The following is a 15,057-nucleotide window of genomic DNA, read 5'->3' as shown; positions in this document are numbered from 1 at the left end:
CCTGTGTCAATCAGTGACACAGGCGGTTATGACCTAGATTGAGAAGGTTAATTATCCGTTGATCCATTGGGCGCGGAACGCGCGCTGTCTGGCGCTCAGCTTGCCGCCGATGGTCTCGACCCGCACGATCTCCAGCCGGGGATCGGCCAGCGCGCGCAGGCTGCGTTGTTGCTCGACACCCGTCCGTGCGAAGCGGACCGTCACCGTCGCGCCGGGCGTCATCCGCTCCAGCGCGGCGTTCCATCCGGCCGCATCGACGATCGGCGCACCATCGATCGCGACGATCCGGTCGCCGGCATCCAGCCCGGCACCGTCCAGCGGCGAGCCCGCCACGGGCGCCGCCAGCAACGCTACGCCGGCGGGAGTCTCCGTGACGGCACCGGCACCGATATAGCCATGTCGCGGCGCGGCCGGACGCAACACCAGTCCGGCCTGTGCGAGCAGCGGAACGAAGTCGGGCAACGCGCTTCCGTTCACCGAGGCGGAGAAGAAAGCGTCGGCGAACGCGGCATCGCCGGTCACCGTTGCAAGTCCGCGCCGAAGGTCGTCGGGCGAATAGGGCCGCTCGGGCTTGCCGTAGGTCTGCCACAGGTAGCGCATGACATCGTCCAGCGTCCGCTTCGGAAATCGCTGCCGGATCGACAGATCCAGCGCCAGCGCGACGATCTGTCCATAAGGATAATAGGACAGATAGACGTCGGGTGCGACCGGATCGATCGAGGTCGCGGCATCGGCGAACGGCGCGCGCAGGCTCATTTCCTGCGGGCCGCCGTTGCGGCGGGCCGGGGAAAACAACACGGTGTTGAGCGTCGCCGCGGTGGCCCGTGCCCAGCCGTCGACATCGGTCAACCCGGCGCGACGCAGCATCAACGGTCCGTAATAGTTCGTGAACCCCTCCGCGAACCACAATGACGGAGTCGGATTGGCCCGCGTGAAGTCGAACGGCTCCAGCGCACGCGGGCGCAATCGCTCGACGTTCCACGCATGGAAGAATTCGTGCGAGATCGTCGAGAGCTGCACGGCATTGGTGCCGTCGAGCGCGGTCGGTGTCGTCACGACCGTCGAATTGCGATGCTCCATGCCGTCGCCGGAAATCTGCGGCGTGTAGTCGGCGAGGAACGTGTAGCTGCCGTAATCGAAATGCGGCCATTCGCCGAACAGCTTGCGATGCTGCGGGATCAACTGCTGCACCTGTGCCGCAAGCCGGTCGACCTCGGCGGCGGTTCCGTCATGATGCACCGCCAGCCGGATCGTATAGCGTTGCCTGCCCTCGCCGACCGGCCACGCGCGGATCTCCTGCCGCGCGACCTCGATCGGGCTGTCCATCAGATATTGCAGGTCCGGCGCGGCAAAGGTGTTCGGCTGCCCCGCCACCGCCGGCAATTGCGTCGCGATCGTCCAGCCCGGATCGGGGGACGTGATCCTGACCCGCACCGGCGCGGCATCGAAGCCGCTTGCCCACATCAACGCCGCGGGAGGGTTGAGGTGCGCGTGGCGCGTATCGACCTGCACGTAGGTGCCGTCACCGCGATTGCCGAACAAGGTGTAGCGGATCACCACGGTGCCGTCGTGCCCGGCGACGCTCCAGCCGTAAGGGTCGGTGCGCGTCAGCGGCAACGGCCGCCCCGCGCCATCCTGCGCGGTCACCGCGAAGACGTTCTTGGCGAATTCGTGGAGCGCGTAGCGCCCCGGCGAGGAACGCGCCATCTGCACGCGCAGCGGCCCGGCGGGCACGCCGCGCCATGTCGCGACGATCTGCGCGCGATGATGCGCCGCGTCGGGGAACGACAGATCGTAGTGGACCTCGCGCGCCGATTGCGCCTGCACCGCGGTCGCCGATACCAGCGCCCCCACCATCACCATCCCGGCCATCATCATCCCCGCCGTCCGCACGCCCGTCTCCTTCGCCGCCTGCCGTTCCTTGAGCACGCACGGCGCAGGTCGGCAATCGTCCTGGCGCGCGCGAATCTTCCGCGAAGATGAACCGATGGCGACACGGCGGGTTACAAAGGCAAGGTTCGCACTACAATGGAACGACTTCCGATGCCCGATCCGCGCCTTGCGCCGCCGCGTCCTACGTCCATGACGGGGAACGGTCGATGACCCCGACGCTCAAGCCGCTCGCCGATCAGGTCATGCTCATCACCGGTGCCAGCTCCGGTATCGGGCTGGTCACCGCGCGCCTCGCCGCCGCGCGCGGCGCACGCGTCGTGCTGGTGTCGCGCGATGGCGACGCGCTGGTGCGGATCGTCCGGGAGATTGCCGATGCGGGCGGACAGGCCGACTTCGCGATCGCCGATGTCGGCGACCTGCGCGACGTGCAACGCGCGGCGGCGAAGGCGGTCGAGCGGTTCGGCCGTATCGACACCTGGGTCAACGACGCCGGCGTCGCCATCTACGGCAAGCTGGTCGATACGCCGATGGACGAGCATGAACGCTTGCTGCGCACCAATTATTTCGGTGCGGTCCACGGCTGCCTCACCGCGGTCGAGCATCTGCAACGCGCGGGCGGTGCGCTGATTACGGTCGGGTCGATCGTCTCCGACATTCCCAGCCCCGGCATGGGGGCGTATGCCGCGAGCAAACATGCCGTGAAAGGCTATGTCGACTCGCTGCGGATCGAGATCAACGCCGACCGTCTGCCGATCTCGGTGACGCTCATCAAGCCGGCCGGGATCGACACGCCAATCGCCGATCATGCCGCCAATCATCTGGATGGCGCGGCGCTGCTCCCGCCACCGGTCTATGATCCGGCGCTGGTGGCGGAGGCGATCCTCGACGCCGCCCAGCATCGCCGCCGCGACGTGACGGTGGGCGGCACCGGGCGGTTGCAGGTGCTGACCGCGCAGCATTTCCCCGGGCTGCTCGATCGCTTCGGCGGCGCGCTGCTACCGTGGCTGCGCGATCCGAAGCGTACGCCGAGCCGCCACGAAAATCTTGCCGCCCCCGTCGCCAACGGCGTGGAGCGCTCGCACGATCAACACGGCCGCCGGCTCAGCGCCTATGAAACCGCCGGCCGCCATCCCCTCGCCACCGCCACTGCCGCCGGGGCGGCGATGGGCCTTGCCGCGCTGGCGCTGCTGCGCGCACGACACAGCGACCGCTAGGCGGAGCGACGCCATGTCCGGATCGATCGCGCGGGAAAGAACCCGCTCCGCCACGGTGTTGATCGTCGAGGACGAAGTGTTCGTCCGCATGATCGGTGCCGACGCGCTGGAAGAGGCCGGCTATTCGGTCATCGAGGCAGCATGTGCCGACGAAGCGCTCGCGGTGCTCGAGGGTGCGGACGATGTCGAGGTATTGTTCACCGACATCCGGATGCCGGGCTCGATGGACGGTCTGAAGCTGGCGGAGGTCGTCCACAAGCGCTGGCCGGCGATCCGCATCCTGCTCACCTCGGGCGATATGCGCCCCACGGGTGCCGACATCCCGGACGAAGGGCGCTTCCTCGCCAAGCCGTATCGGTTCGAAAGCCTGTCACGCGAACTGACGACGCTGCTCGAACATCATTGACCACCGTCGCGTGCCGCCCCGGTCGCCGGCGTACCTTGCGCCTTCGCAGCCGGACACCTATGTCTCCGGCAACGCGGGCGCCTTTGCGGCGCCCTCCTTCGCGCGCCTTTCCTTTTTTCGTCTTCTCGGCTAAGGCCGCGCGCACTCAACGCGAAAGAGACCCCGTTTGGCGAAAGAAGAACTCCTCGAGATGCGCGGGCAGGTGGTGGAGCTGCTCCCCAATGCGATGTTCCGCGTCCGGCTCGAGAACGATCACGAAATCCTCGGCCATACCGCCGGCAAGATGCGCAAGAACCGCATTCGCGTGCTGGTCGGCGACGAAGTTCTGGTGGAACTGACCCCCTATGATCTGACCAAGGGGCGGATCACTTACCGCTTCATGCCGGGTCGCGGTGGGCCCGGCCCGTCCTAAGTCCCCACTCGCGCCCGCGACCGGGCGTGCGACCATGACCCGCCTCGTCCTCGCCTCCTCCTCGCCGCGCCGTCGCGACCTGCTCGCGCGGATCGGGGTCGTGCCCGACCGGATCGTCGCGCCCGACATCGACGAGACGCCGCAGCCGCGCGAACTGCCGCGCGCCTATGCGCTGCGGCTCGCGGTCGAAAAGGCGCGCGCGGTCGTGCGCGCGCCGGATGAGGCGGTGCTGGCCGGCGACACGACGATCGCGCTCGGCCGCCGCATCCTTCCCCCCGCCACCGACGAGGCGATCCAGCGCGAGTTGCTCGGGCTGCTCTCCGGACGGCGCCATCACGCGCTGTCGGCGGTCTGCGCGATCGCGCCCGACGGCACCGAGCGCGTCCGGCTCGCCGACACGATCGTCGCCTTCAAGCCGCTCTCCCCTGCCGAGATCCATGCTTATGTCGCGTGCGGTGAGGGGCTCGGCAAGGCCGGCGGCTATGCGATCCAGGGCCGCGCCGAGGCGTTCGTGCGCTTCCTTCACGGCAGCCACTCCGGCGTGATCGGACTACCGCTCTTCGAAACCCGCGCCCTGCTCGCGGCGAGCGGCGTCGCTCTTGGCTGAATGGCTCTATGAGGACGGGATCGGCGAGGCGCGCGCCGCGCTGGTCGCCGGTGACCGCATCCTTGCCGCGCGCATCGAACTTCCCGACACCTTGCGCGTCGGCACCGTCGCGCGCGCACGCCTGACCGAGAAGCTGGTCGCCACGCTCGACGACGGGCAGGAGGTGCTGCTCGACCGCGCCCCGCCCCGCGTGACGCTCGGCGCCACGACCACGATCGAGGTGACCCGCGAGGCAATCCCCGAGCCCGGCCGCGCCAAGCGCCCGCGCGCGCGCGTCACCGACGCCGCCCCCGCGCCCGGCCCCGACCTGTTCGCGCGCCTCACCGCCTCGCCGCACCCGGTCCGCACGCTCCGCGCGCACCAACCCGACGCACTCGAGGCGGCGGGCTGGTCGGAGGTGATCGAGGAAGCGCAGAGCGGCGAGATCGCCTTCGCGGGCGGCGCGCTGCGCATGACCCCGACCCCGGCGATGACGCTGTTCGACGTCGACGGCGATGGCCCGCTCGACCAGCTCGCGGTGCGCGCCGCCACCGCCGTCGCGCTGGCGATCCGCCGCCACGCGATCGGCGGATCGATCGGCATCGACTTCCCGAGCATCGCCGGCAAGGCGCTCCGCCAGCAGGTCGCCGCGGCGCTCGACGCCGCGCTGCCGCCGCCGTTCGAGCGTACCGCGGTCAATGGTTTCGGCTTCCTCCAGATCGTCCGCCCGCGCCCGCGCGCCTCGCTGCCTGAGCGGGTCCGCGACGATCCGGTCGGTGCCGCCGCCCGCGCCGCGCTTCGCCAGCTCGAACGGATTCCGCTCGACGCGCCGAACGCGATCCGTTTGCGTCCCGCGGTGCGCGAGCGGCTCGAATCCCGTCCCGAATGGATCGAAACACTGGTACGCCGCACCGGTCGCACCCCCTATTTCGATTGATGAACATGTCCCGCTGCCCGATCTGCACCGCCCCGACGATGCCCGACCACGCGCCCTTCTGCAGCCGCGGCTGCAAGGATCGCGACCTGTTGCAATGGCTTGGCGAGGGCTATCGCCTGCCAGGTGAAAGAATCGACACGGAATCGCTGGACACCCACCCCCACACCGACTAGGGGACGCGCCTCGCCGCTGAAAAGCGGTGCGCCCAAGTAGCTCAGTTGGTAGAGCATGCGACTGAAAATCGCAGTGTCGGTGGTTCGAATCCGCCCTTGGGCACCATTTCCCAGCTAAGCGTTTAATCCTGCAGGCTAACAGACGTGATGTGCACGCTCACGCGGTTGCCTCACACGCTTAGCCGCTACCAAAGCGTCGAAAAGGGTCGTTTGGCAGCATCGTTGCGCACCTGCGTCGGTCCTGACGTTTCGGAAAAGCAAGGTGTGATTCGACGCGCTGTCCGCCTCGATGCAGGCTAGCGGGAACCAGGTCTTAGTTTGTCCGTCTGCTTTCCGACGCCAATGAAGCGCTCAGACAGGGAGACAGATATGGCACGGACAGCCCAGGCAAGAGGCAAGGCAGAAACCAAGGCCGCTGAGAAGAAGGTCGAGAAGACCGGCAAGCCTGCCGGTGGGGCTCGGGGCGGCATTACCGCTCCAGTGACGCCATCGCCTGACCTCGCCGAGATCGTCGGCGACAAGGACCTTCCTCGTAGCGAGGTCGTCAGTAAGGTCTGGGACTACATCAAGAAGCACGACCTGCAGGACGCCAAGGACCGCCGGCAGATCAACGCCGACGACAAGCTGGAGAAGATCTTCGGCAAAAGATCCGCAAGCATGTTCGAGATGAACAAGTTCCTCAGCGAGCACCTGACTGCCAAGAAGGCTTGAAAGTCGCCGGGCGCGGCGGGCATCGCTAGGGTCAGGACTCGTTGATCACAGCCAGAAGATAACAGTGGCAGCGAGAGCGACGGCGGAAAAGAAGGCCGTGGGGCAGCGATCGTAACGGGTGGCGACGCGTCCCCAGTCTTTGAGACGGCCGAACATGATCTCGATACTGCTGCGGCGCCGGTAGCGGCGCTTGTAGTACCTGACCGGCTCGTTGCGTGATCGCCGGCCCGGGATGCAGGGCTGGATGCCCTTGGCCTGAAGAGCGTCGCGGAACCAATCAGCATCATAGCCGCGGTCGCCGAGCAGCCATTGTGCGTTTGGCAGGTCGTCCAGCAGGGCTGCCGCGCCGATATAGTCGCTGACCTGGCCGGCGGTCAGGAAGAAGCTCAACGGTCGGCCGTTCGCATCGGCAACGGCATGGAGCTTGGTGTTCATGCCGCCTTTGGTGCGGCCGATCAGGCGGCCGAGATCCCCTTTTCAACCCGCAGGCTTGATGCCGTGCGGTGCGCCTTCAGGTACGTCGCGTCGATCATCACGGTCTTCGGCTCGGCTTCGCCCGCGGCCAGCCCCTCCATCATGCGCATGAACACGCCACGATCGCCCCAGCGCTTCCACCGGTTGTACAGCGTCTTGTGAGGACCGTAGGCGCTGGGCGCATCTCGCCAGCGCGGCCCGTTGCGGTTGACGAACACGATGCCGCTCAACACCCGCCGATCATCCACCTGAGGCTTGCCGTGGCTCTTGGGAAAGAACGGCCGCAGCCGCTCGATCTGCTCGTCCGTCAGCCAAAAAAGGTCGCTCATCCCGGTCTCCTCGCGGAGCCTGAATCAGATCGCGACGCTCACAACAATGGGTCCTGACCCTAGGCACGACTTGCATCGTGAGAAGTCTCGCGTGATGATGATGCTCACGGGGAGTTCGCACGGCACCAATGGACAAGGGCTTTTTGCCTCTGCGCATGCGGCGGATCGGGGGAGAAGCTGATGTCGAAGCGTGAACTATTCATGCGACTGCTTGCGGCAGGCACTGAAGGCGAGGTTCAGGGCATCCTCGACGCCGAGGGGCTGGGCGGCGACGCCACCAAGTGGACGCCCTATGGTGCGAACGAACCCTCCTGCAATCACGGCGCCCAGCGTCGCCGCCAGCCCGGTGGCGAGTACGCTCGGCTGCGCGAGCCACGCCGTGCCTCCCGCCACCGACGCACCGGCGAGCGCCGGAAGCGCCGCGTTCGACAGACCGCGTCGGAGCAGCGGCCCGACGCCACCGCTCGCCATCGCGGCCTTCACGCTCTGGACTGCAGGCTCGAGGTCCGGTGTCGGCTGGAACAGCGAGAGGAGCCGCTCGGGCAGCTCGTCGCAATAGTTCTTGAGGACGAGAAAGGCCTCCGGCCTCCCCGTCTGCCGGCCGTATTCGGCGGCCGCCGCGAAAGCGGCAGCGATCGCGCCGGCCGAGGTGCCGCCCAGGGACCGCAAGCGGAACTTGGTGGCGATCTGGAGGATCGCGTAGGGGTAGACGATCCCGGAGGTGACGCCGCCCTTCATGACCATGTCGCATTCGGGAGGATCGGTGAGGTCGAACTGCGCGGCTTCGAAATCAGGTAGCGCCTGAGGACCTTCGCCCGTTGCACCAAATCCCTCGCTCTCGACGCTCATTCGGGCTGGCTCCGGTCGCGCGACGGCCCCATGTACGCGGGATCGAGTGCAGAGTTGACCAGGTGGGCCAGACGATAGCCTGCGCGCCTGATCCTTTCCTCAGCGACGGGGGCGTAGAGCATGAGATACTGCTGCGTGATCGGCTGCAGCCGCTGCGGTGCGGAACGGGTCAGCTCGCGCTGGCTGTCCGAATAGGCGCAGCCTCCAGCCGACCGGACGCAGTACAGGACGCCAGGCTCGAGCGTGACGGCATACGACTCCTGCGCCCACGCCCTAGGCTTCCCCTGGGCGACGATCGCCTGCTCCGTCGCCAGATCGGTATTGGCCTGCAGCGTGTCGACGGCGCGGTATGTGATCGTATTCCGGCTCCAGCTCCGCCGGAAGTCCTGACGCTGCCGCACGCGCTCGAATAGGCCCGCCTCCAGTAGGCAGTTGTCCCACACGGCATGGAGATTGTCCGGCTTGCCTGCCGCGGTCCCGCAGCGCCCCTGGAGCTTCGCCTCGATCCCGTTGCTTCCGCGGTCGTCGGCGAAGGAGATGTGGAGCGGCTGATGGATGTCGCCTACCCAGTGGCCCAGCGCCATGAGCGCGAAGACGCGCTCCTCGCGCGGCCGCGACGTGTCCCTGAGGATTGCCAGGTCGCGAGCGATGCCGGCGAGGATGCATTCTCCGGCCTCGGGACAGGAACCGTCCTCGATCGCGGTCACGCTTCGCGCGACGTTGATGAAGTGGTCCTCCCGATGGCGCCGCGGCAATTCGTCCTCTTCCAGGCAACCCAAGTTGAAGGAGGTGTACCAGCGATCCGGCAGCCTTCCGCGACCCTTCACCTTGATGCCGCCATGGTCCGTGGCGAGCAGGTCCTTGACGGCAGCCCGGGTCGTGGGAGTGAAGTTGCGATAGGCGAGTTCGCAGACGGTGAGGTGGCCGAACTTACCCCATGCTCTCGCTGGCGAGGCACCCGCGAGCAACGTGATGGCTAGCGAGACGGCGAACAACGCGAGCTTGTGGCGCATGCATCTTCCCCCCGGAGTGCCTGAGCATACTCCATTTCTCGCGCTGAGAGAATTCGTCATGCGGAAGATCTCGTACGCGTTCCCGCAATGCTCGGTGCGCTCAAGCTGCAACGAGGGGGTCGGCGGAATGACGCCGGCTGTCCCTGGCGTTGCACTTGCCCGACGCCAATGCATACTAGGCCGGGGACGGGGGAGATGGGATCGATGCAGCACGTATCTCGGCCGAAGGAAGCGCCGGGAATCCTCAACTCCGCGGAGGCGAAGCGATCCCGTCAGCTGATGCTCGACTTCATGTCGCTCGAGAAGGGACGGCGTTCGCAGACCAGCGTGGCGCACTTCGGCATCGACGCCGCGGAGCCGGCGCTGGTGCAGGCACTGGCCGCGTTCACCAATGGCCGCTGCGCCTTCTGCGAGAGCGTCGTCGATCTCTCGGCGCATAGATTCAGACCGGCCGGAAACGCACTGCCGGCCGCCAGCCGCAAGGACGCGCACCTGTTCTACGTCTGGCTCGCGGACGCCTGGCAGAACCCCCTGCCCATCTGCGACGAGTGCAGACCGGCCGAACCGCTTTTTCCCGTCGAAGGCTCGCGATGCAGCCTGCCGAGCCCACAGCAGGTAAGAAGCTACGTCGAACGCGGTTCGGGACTGTGGCCGAACTACCCGCCGAACGAGCGCAATATGCTCATCGACCCGAGCCGCGAGACCGGATACGATCGCCACTTCACGCCGAAGCTGGACGGGACCCTCGTCTCGCTGAGCCCGCGAGCGGCGATAACCTTCGAGACGTTCAGGCTGAACCGCGATGTCCTAGCCCGCCGCAGAGCGGCAGTCTTCGAGGACAGGCTGCAGGATCTGCGGAAACTGCTGTCGAGCGGTGCGGGACGTGGCGAACGCGGACAACGTTCTTGCACACGAAGGCGGCCGCCTACGTTTTTGATGTGCGACGGCCGCTTCCTGCTAGGCTACGTCCTCACGGGAAGCCGGTACCAGGACTAGCGTTTTTCCTGATTTGGACACTGCTTTGGCCGACCATCGCTGGTCGGCTTTTTTTTGGCAATCGAGGGCAACAACTTCGTTAGCGTTTCTTCGCTGCGAAATCGATTTTGTTAGCGTGTACGACGCAACGTGCGTGAGCGTGTTGCTCTCGTGAGAGAAGCACTTTGTTAGGGTGCGGGATTAGCGTTGGAAGCTTTTCGAACAGCCCCAAAACCTGTCGCTTACCCCCCGAACCCGGTACGAACTTGGGTACGGAATGGTCTATGACCGAGAGGCTTGACTGGGTCCGTGAAGAGACGAGCGGACCGCGTCGCTCCCGACCTGAGCGCTCACGTGGTGGATGGCCGGAAAGAGGAACCGCTAACGCTCGACGACGAGGTCCTGTGGCTACCGCCCACCCCCGAAAAGCGCTTCCATCGCCGCCACCCCTTTTCTCTCCCCATGCTCACGCCCCGCAAGGTTTCGAATTCTTCTCGAAACGAGCACCAAATTCTTCGAGCGGAAGGTCGAAAGTGCCCACCAGATAGCCGATGGTCCGATAGTATCCACAGAGCTGGATGATCTCGATGATCTGTTCTTCGCTGAAATGTACCTTCAGCTCGGCGACCTCGAGTGCGTTCAGCTTGCCTCTGGCGACCAGCGCGTCGGCCGCCGCGACGAGAAGGCTTTCGGCGGGGGTCCAGCAGGGGGCGCTTGCTTCGCCATAAACGGTCGCTGCGATCTCGGCGCTTTGCAGGCCCGCGGCCCCCGCGAAGAGCGCCACATGAACACCCCACTCATATTCGCATCCGATCAGCGCGCAGGTACGATCGATCACGATCTCGCGCTGCCGCAAGGTCAACGGGCCGGGGTCCAGCAAGCTGCCCCCTACCAGCTTGCTCCATGCACGCGCACTTTTCGCCATCACGCGGAAGAGCAACAGGGGCTCTGCGCCAGGGGGCGTCACCGCATCGAAGCGACGCTGCACCTCCGCGCTGTAGCGCGGAACAAGAGGATCGATCGTTGCCACAGCCGCTTCCATGCTACACCAAATGTAACGTAGCGTTGCTACATCTTTTGTAGCGGAAGGCAATATGGTAACCGATAGATCGCCCGCCTCGGATCGCAGCGTCCGCGGATCGCAAACGGGTAAGCCGATCATGGCTCTGCTCGATCTTGTCGGCCGCCGGTGGACGTTGCGAATTCTATGGGAGCTTCGGGAAACCGCGCTAACGGCGCGCGCTCTGCGCGAGCGCTGCGATTGCGCGCCACCCAGCAGCCTCAACGCCCGTCTCCACGAATTGCGCCACGCGGGTTTGGTCGCGATGCAAAAGGGGCATGGGTATTACCTCACCGCGGAGGGTGCCGAATTCGTTCGCCTGATCCTTCCCTTGTACGGCTTCGCGGAACGTTGGGCGGAGCGCGGCGGGGGGACAGCCATGCCATTGATCGCCCGACCATCTTGATCGAATCCGCTGCCAGACGGCATCTCCATTCTCTCTTCAGACCGGATCACCCTTTCACAGGATCGCCGCCCCTTATCACGCATCGGCCCGCGCGATCTGGTTCTTGCCGCGGTTCTTCGCCGCGTAGAGCGCGCGGTCGGCGGCGGTCAGCGCGTCTTCGTCGGTGACCTTCGAAATACCTGCCGAGAAGGTGATGTGCCCGATCGACGCGCCGGTTTCCTGATGCACCAGCGAGCGCTGCGACAGTCGCTCACGCACCTTTTCGAGCGCCGCGGCCGCCTGATCGAGCGACATGCCCGTGAACAGCAATGCAAATTCCTCGCCGCCGTAGCGTGCCAGCAGCACGTCGCGCGGCAAGGCGGCGCGAACGAAGGCTGCGACGAACTTGAGCACGCGGTCGCCCGCGGGATGACCGAACCGGTCGTTGACCTGCTTGAAGTCGTCGATGTCGATCAACGCGACCACCGCCTTGCCGCCCTCCGCGCCGCCGATCGTCGCGCGCAGCCGCTGTTCGAAACTGCGGCGGTTGGGCAAGCCGGTCAGGTGATCGTGCTCGGCGGCCTGGCGCGCCCGGTGCAGCTCGTTGCGCAGCGCATCGGCCTCCTGCCGCGCATTGTGGAGTTGCGCCTCGACCAGTCGTGCCGCCTCGACCGCAGCCTCGGTCAGCCCGATGATCCGCGCGATCGTCGCTTGCGGATCGCTGCTCAATCGACCGGCCTCGACATGCAGCGCGTTGCCGAACGTCTCCGCGGAGCCGCGCGACTCGCCGACCGCGGCAAGGCAGTCTCCGATCCGCGCCTCCAGCGCATCGGCGATCCGGCTGAGCGCACCGGCCTGCGCCGCATCGTTGCGCGCCGCGATCCTCGCGATGCTTGCGTCGCTCAGGCCCTGTCCGCTGCGCAATTGCTCGGCGACCGCCTCCCCCGTCGCTGGATCCTCACCGGAGACATAGGCATGGAGCACGCTATAAGCGCAGGGCGATGGCGTCAGCGCATGCGAGAAGAGTAGCGTGCCGATATCGTCGAACAGCCGGCGCAGCATGGTGGTGCGCTGTTGCGAGACGCTGCCTGCCGGCGGCGGGGGTGGCGGCGGCGTGGCGGGCGCGGGATCGTCGCTACCGAACCAGCCCAGCATTCCGCGACGGCGCCGCGACGCGACGGGGATCGAAGACGAGGCGTTCACGACAGGGCTCCCTTCGACGTCGCAAGGCTGATGGCGGACGAACGGCCGTCCAGTATCTCGATCTCGAGCGCGTCCCAGCGCTCCCCGAACCAGCGCTGCCCACATTCGGCGCGATGGATCGGATCGGCCGCGATCGTCGCGGTCAGGTCATAGGGCGCGATGAAGCGCTGCGCCGGGATATCGTAGAAGACGCGGACGCGCGGCTGGGTCGGCTCCTGATCGTTGCCCGCGATCACGATTGCCAGCCGGCTCGATTCGAGCCGCACCAGACCGCCGACCGGGTGGATGCCGATGCTCTCGATGAAGCGATCGAGCAGTTCGGCGTCGAAATGCCCGCTCCACGAGCGCATCCGCGACAGCGCCTCACTCGGCGACCATGGCCGCTTGTACGGACGTTGCGAGGTGACCGCGTCATAGACGTCGCAGATCGAACTCATTCGTGCCGCCAGCGACAATTGATCGCCGCGCAGTCCCTTGGGATAGCCGCGGCCATCGCATCGCTCGTGATGGTGGAGGCACACGTCCAGCACCACTTCGGGCAGCGCGCGTCCGGCGCTCAACAGCGCATGGCCCTTTTCGGGATGGTGGCGCAGCACCGCCATTTCGGGCGGCTCCAGCTTGCCGGGCTTGTCGAGCAGCGCCTTGGGCACCGCCATCTTGCCGATATCGTGGAGCAGCCCGGCGAGCCCGAGCGCGCTGACCTCTGCTTCGGGCAGTTTCAGCGTCTGCGCGAAATGGACCAGTAGCGCGGCGACGGCGATCGAATGGACGTAGGTATATTCGTCCTTGGACTTGAGCCGCGTGACGTTCAGCATCGCCGCGGCGTCGCGCGTCACCGATTCGACGATCCGGTCGGCGATCGGTGCCAGCGCGTCAACATCGAGCGCGCGGCCGAGCCGAACGTCATCGAACATCGCCTTCACCACGACCTTCGATGCGTCGACCATCGCCTGTGCGCGTTGCTCGGGTGACATCGGCAAGCGGCGGCGGCGGGCGCGGAGATGCGGTTCTTCGGGACAGGGCGGAGCGGGCTGGGATTGCGATGGCCTGGCGTCCACCCCGACCGGGTCCGGCGCAGCGACCTGCGGGGCCGCCATCGGGCCGATGCCCTTCGACAGGTCGATCACGATCTCCGCGATCCCGCCCTCGCGGAGCTTCTTCAGGTCGGCGGCCTTGTCGAGCACGAACTGCCGGCGCCAGAACGGGCTGGCCATCCACCCGCCCGCGACGGCGTGAACGAACATGCCGAGCCGCGCATCCTCCGTCTTGATCGTTACCAGCACCGCTATTCAAGCCCCCCTTGATGGAAGGGCTTTGCAGCAAATGTGATTAAGGACCGGTGTGGAAGATCAAGAATTCAGGTCAATATCGCACAAGCGCCTGACGATGGGCCGACTTGGCGGGGTTCCCGATCAGCGCCTTCTGGTCGTGAACCTCGCCCGCCCCGCAGGCGGCGCAGGTCAGGCTGATCGATCCAACGAGCGTATTGGGCGTTCCGGCCACATCCGCGCATCACGCGAGCGCCGGCAAGGGCAATTGCTCGCCGCGCACCAGCAGCACCGCGCGCGCCTGCATCGCGGCGTCGACCGCCTGGCGATAGTGGACCGTCGCGCAGCGCTCGGCCTCGTCGAAGCCGGTCGGCGACCAGTCGTCGCTTGGATAGCAGGTGTCGTAGATCGCGCGCGCGGCCGCACGCAGCAGGAGGTCGTGCTCCATGCCAGGGCTCCTTCGATGTCGATGCGCCGGCGATCGGCGATGCGGCACGCTACGCCGATCCCAGCATGATTCGCAAGAACATTGCAGGAACATGGGTTTGATTGACAACTGCACCGCAAGGCTCGCACCGGCGCGAACGCGCGTCGACGCGAGCCCCCCAGATGTGACGTTTACGATCGAATCATACGAGCGCCCGAGGCTCTGTTGTCCTCACATCGGCTCGACCGAGATCGTGCCGCAGGGAACGCGGAAGCACTGATACGGTCCGTTGGTGGGTTGAAAGCAGATCCAGCAATATCGGCCGCCGGCGACGTCGAACGACGTCACGTTGTACGACTTCAACTCTTTTCCGCCGGCATCCCGCACGATCGGAGCGGATTTGCCGTCGACGTTCTCGACGGAGATCGTGTTGCCACTCGAGAGACGGTGCGGCGATCCGCCGGCCGCGAGATCGACCTTGGAAAGATCGTCGGTATCGACGAACACAGCTTTCGAGAGATCGAGATGAAGCTCACTCATATCCAGCTCCTGTTTTTGCGATTGCAACATCAAGGCGGCTTATCGCGCAGGCTTGTAACAAGAAGGACGCGACCGGTATGCATCGGTCGATCAGCCGCAATCTTCAAGCAACGACTCGTTGCGGCCACTCTCTTAGACTAAGTTACTGCAAAAATGGAGTCATCTTACCGAATGCCAGAAGGGATGTTTTGTACAATTCTTC

At 66.1% G+C, this 15,057-nt stretch carries 18 protein-coding genes and 1 tRNA gene; 10 read left to right on the top strand and 9 right to left on the bottom strand.

Annotation, left to right across the window (positions count from 1 at the left end; translation table 11 throughout):
- Positions 1 to 51: 51 nt before the first annotated feature.
- Positions 52 to 1,929, bottom strand: a complete 1,878-nt coding sequence (locus tag PGN12_06225) for a PDZ domain-containing protein (GenBank protein MEH3103485.1) — start codon at positions 1,927 to 1,929, stop codon at positions 52 to 54.
- A 170-nt stretch (positions 1,930 to 2,099) separates the two neighbouring features.
- On the opposite strand from PGN12_06225, the gene PGN12_06220 reads away from it, so the two are divergent.
- The 8 genes from PGN12_06220 to PGN12_06185 all read left to right on the top strand — a co-directional run bounded on the left by PGN12_06220 (position 2,100) and on the right by PGN12_06185 (position 6,332).
- The gene (locus tag PGN12_06220; GenBank protein MEH3103484.1) at positions 2,100 to 3,107 is read left to right on the top strand and encodes an SDR family oxidoreductase; all 1,008 of its coding nucleotides are present in this window, start codon (positions 2,100 to 2,102) and stop codon (positions 3,105 to 3,107) included.
- A gap of 13 nt (positions 3,108 to 3,120) precedes the next feature.
- A complete protein-coding gene (locus tag PGN12_06215; protein MEH3103483.1) occupies positions 3,121 to 3,513 on the top strand; it encodes a response regulator in 393 nt (130 codons plus the stop codon).
- 166 nt (positions 3,514 to 3,679) lie between these two features.
- A complete protein-coding gene (gene infA / locus PGN12_06210; GenBank protein MEH3103482.1) occupies positions 3,680 to 3,925 on the top strand; it encodes a translation initiation factor IF-1 in 246 nt (81 codons plus the stop codon).
- A gap of 34 nt (positions 3,926 to 3,959) precedes the next feature.
- Entirely contained in the window at positions 3,960 to 4,532 is a 573-nt protein-coding gene (locus tag PGN12_06205) for a Maf family protein (GenBank protein ID MEH3103481.1), read from the top strand.
- On the top strand, positions 4,525 to 5,448 hold the full coding sequence (locus PGN12_06200) for a ribonuclease (protein MEH3103480.1): 924 nt from the start codon (positions 4,525 to 4,527) through the stop codon (positions 5,446 to 5,448). The genes PGN12_06205 and PGN12_06200 overlap by 8 nt, the downstream gene beginning before the upstream one ends.
- A gap of 5 nt (positions 5,449 to 5,453) precedes the next feature.
- Positions 5,454 to 5,621: a DNA gyrase inhibitor YacG gene (gene yacG / locus PGN12_06195; protein MEH3103479.1), complete on the top strand. Its 168-nt coding sequence runs from the start codon at positions 5,454 to 5,456 to the stop codon at positions 5,619 to 5,621.
- Between the two features lie 30 nt (positions 5,622 to 5,651).
- Positions 5,652 to 5,727, top strand: a tRNA-Phe gene (locus tag PGN12_06190).
- Positions 5,728 to 6,089: 362 nt separating this feature from the next.
- Positions 6,090 to 6,332, top strand: a complete 243-nt coding sequence (locus PGN12_06185; GenBank protein ID MEH3103478.1) for an SWIB/MDM2 domain-containing protein — start codon at positions 6,090 to 6,092, stop codon at positions 6,330 to 6,332.
- A gap of 45 nt (positions 6,333 to 6,377) precedes the next feature.
- On the opposite strand, the gene PGN12_06180 is transcribed toward PGN12_06185, so the two are convergent.
- The 3 genes from PGN12_06180 to PGN12_06170 all read right to left on the bottom strand — a co-directional run bounded on the left by PGN12_06180 (position 6,378) and on the right by PGN12_06170 (position 8,997).
- Positions 6,378 to 7,135 (bottom strand): IS5 family transposase gene (locus PGN12_06180; GenBank protein MEH3103477.1). Its coding sequence is split into 2 segments (ribosomal slippage): positions 6,378 to 6,802 and positions 6,802 to 7,135, totalling 759 coding nucleotides; the frame shifts between segments, so codons are not numbered across the junction.
- 195 nt (positions 7,136 to 7,330) lie between these two features.
- A complete protein-coding gene (locus PGN12_06175; GenBank protein MEH3103476.1) occupies positions 7,331 to 7,984 on the bottom strand; it encodes a patatin-like phospholipase family protein in 654 nt (217 codons plus the stop codon).
- Positions 7,981 to 8,997, bottom strand: coding sequence for a S1/P1 nuclease (locus PGN12_06170; GenBank protein ID MEH3103475.1), 1,017 nt, complete (start codon positions 8,995 to 8,997; stop codon positions 7,981 to 7,983). Before PGN12_06170 ends, PGN12_06175 begins: the two co-directional genes overlap by 4 nt.
- A gap of 204 nt (positions 8,998 to 9,201) precedes the next feature.
- Here PGN12_06170 and PGN12_06165 point away from each other — a divergent pair, with 204 nt between their 5' ends.
- Positions 9,202 to 9,993 carry a hypothetical protein gene (locus tag PGN12_06165; protein ID MEH3103474.1) on the top strand — a complete coding sequence of 264 codons (792 nt, stop codon included), beginning with the start codon at positions 9,202 to 9,204 and terminating at the stop codon, positions 9,991 to 9,993.
- 445 nt (positions 9,994 to 10,438) lie between these two features.
- On the opposite strand, the gene PGN12_06160 is transcribed toward PGN12_06165, so the two are convergent.
- Positions 10,439 to 11,002 (bottom strand): carboxymuconolactone decarboxylase family protein, encoded by a 564-nt coding sequence (locus tag PGN12_06160; GenBank protein MEH3103473.1) that lies wholly within the window; start codon positions 11,000 to 11,002, stop codon positions 10,439 to 10,441.
- A gap of 130 nt (positions 11,003 to 11,132) precedes the next feature.
- Between PGN12_06160 and PGN12_06155 the strand changes: the two genes are divergently transcribed.
- Entirely contained in the window at positions 11,133 to 11,438 is a 306-nt protein-coding gene (locus PGN12_06155; protein ID MEH3103472.1) for a winged helix-turn-helix transcriptional regulator, read from the top strand.
- A gap of 75 nt (positions 11,439 to 11,513) precedes the next feature.
- On the opposite strand, the gene PGN12_06150 is transcribed toward PGN12_06155, so the two are convergent.
- The 4 genes from PGN12_06150 to PGN12_06135 form a co-directional block, all read right to left on the bottom strand.
- Positions 11,514 to 12,620: a GGDEF domain-containing protein gene (locus PGN12_06150; GenBank protein ID MEH3103471.1), complete on the bottom strand. Its 1,107-nt coding sequence runs from the start codon at positions 12,618 to 12,620 to the stop codon at positions 11,514 to 11,516.
- A complete protein-coding gene (locus PGN12_06145) occupies positions 12,617 to 13,903 on the bottom strand; it encodes an HD-GYP domain-containing protein (GenBank protein ID MEH3103470.1) in 1,287 nt (428 codons plus the stop codon). The genes PGN12_06150 and PGN12_06145 overlap by 4 nt, the downstream gene beginning before the upstream one ends.
- 229 nt (positions 13,904 to 14,132) lie before the next feature.
- Entirely contained in the window at positions 14,133 to 14,336 is a 204-nt protein-coding gene (locus tag PGN12_06140; GenBank protein ID MEH3103469.1) for a hypothetical protein, read from the bottom strand.
- A gap of 210 nt (positions 14,337 to 14,546) precedes the next feature.
- On the bottom strand, positions 14,547 to 14,855 hold the full coding sequence (locus PGN12_06135; GenBank protein MEH3103468.1) for a hypothetical protein: 309 nt from the start codon (positions 14,853 to 14,855) through the stop codon (positions 14,547 to 14,549).
- Positions 14,856 to 15,057 lie beyond the last annotated feature (202 nt).

It is taken from the genome of Sphingomonas phyllosphaerae (genome assembly GCA_036946405.1).
Lineage (GTDB): Bacteria > Pseudomonadota > Alphaproteobacteria > Sphingomonadales > Sphingomonadaceae > Sphingomonas > Sphingomonas phyllosphaerae_D.
Note: the sequence above shows the minus strand (reverse complement) of the source record. Positions and strands in the feature narration are given on the sequence as shown.

Excerpts from the sequence above, each read along its gene's own strand:
- PGN12_06220 (MEH3103484.1), top strand. The coding sequence starts at position 2,100 with ATGACCCCGACGCTCAAGCCGCTCGCCGATCAGGTCATGCTCATCACC.
- PGN12_06215 (MEH3103483.1), top strand. The coding sequence starts at position 3,121 with ATGTCCGGATCGATCGCGCGGGAAAGAACCCGCTCCGCCACGGTGTTG.
- PGN12_06205 (MEH3103481.1), top strand. The coding sequence starts at position 3,960 with ATGACCCGCCTCGTCCTCGCCTCCTCCTCGCCGCGCCGTCGCGACCTG.
- yacG (MEH3103479.1), top strand. The coding sequence starts at position 5,454 with ATGTCCCGCTGCCCGATCTGCACCGCCCCGACGATGCCCGACCACGCG.
- PGN12_06175 (MEH3103476.1), bottom strand. The coding sequence starts at position 7,984 with ATGAGCGTCGAGAGCGAGGGATTTGGTGCAACGGGCGAAGGTCCTCAG.
- PGN12_06170 (MEH3103475.1), bottom strand. The coding sequence starts at position 8,997 with ATGCGCCACAAGCTCGCGTTGTTCGCCGTCTCGCTAGCCATCACGTTG.
- PGN12_06165 (MEH3103474.1), top strand. The coding sequence starts at position 9,202 with ATGCAGCACGTATCTCGGCCGAAGGAAGCGCCGGGAATCCTCAACTCC.
- PGN12_06155 (MEH3103472.1), top strand. The coding sequence starts at position 11,133 with ATGGCTCTGCTCGATCTTGTCGGCCGCCGGTGGACGTTGCGAATTCTA.
- PGN12_06140 (MEH3103469.1), bottom strand. The coding sequence starts at position 14,336 with ATGGAGCACGACCTCCTGCTGCGTGCGGCCGCGCGCGCGATCTACGAC.
- PGN12_06135 (MEH3103468.1), bottom strand. The coding sequence starts at position 14,855 with ATGAGTGAGCTTCATCTCGATCTCTCGAAAGCTGTGTTCGTCGATACC.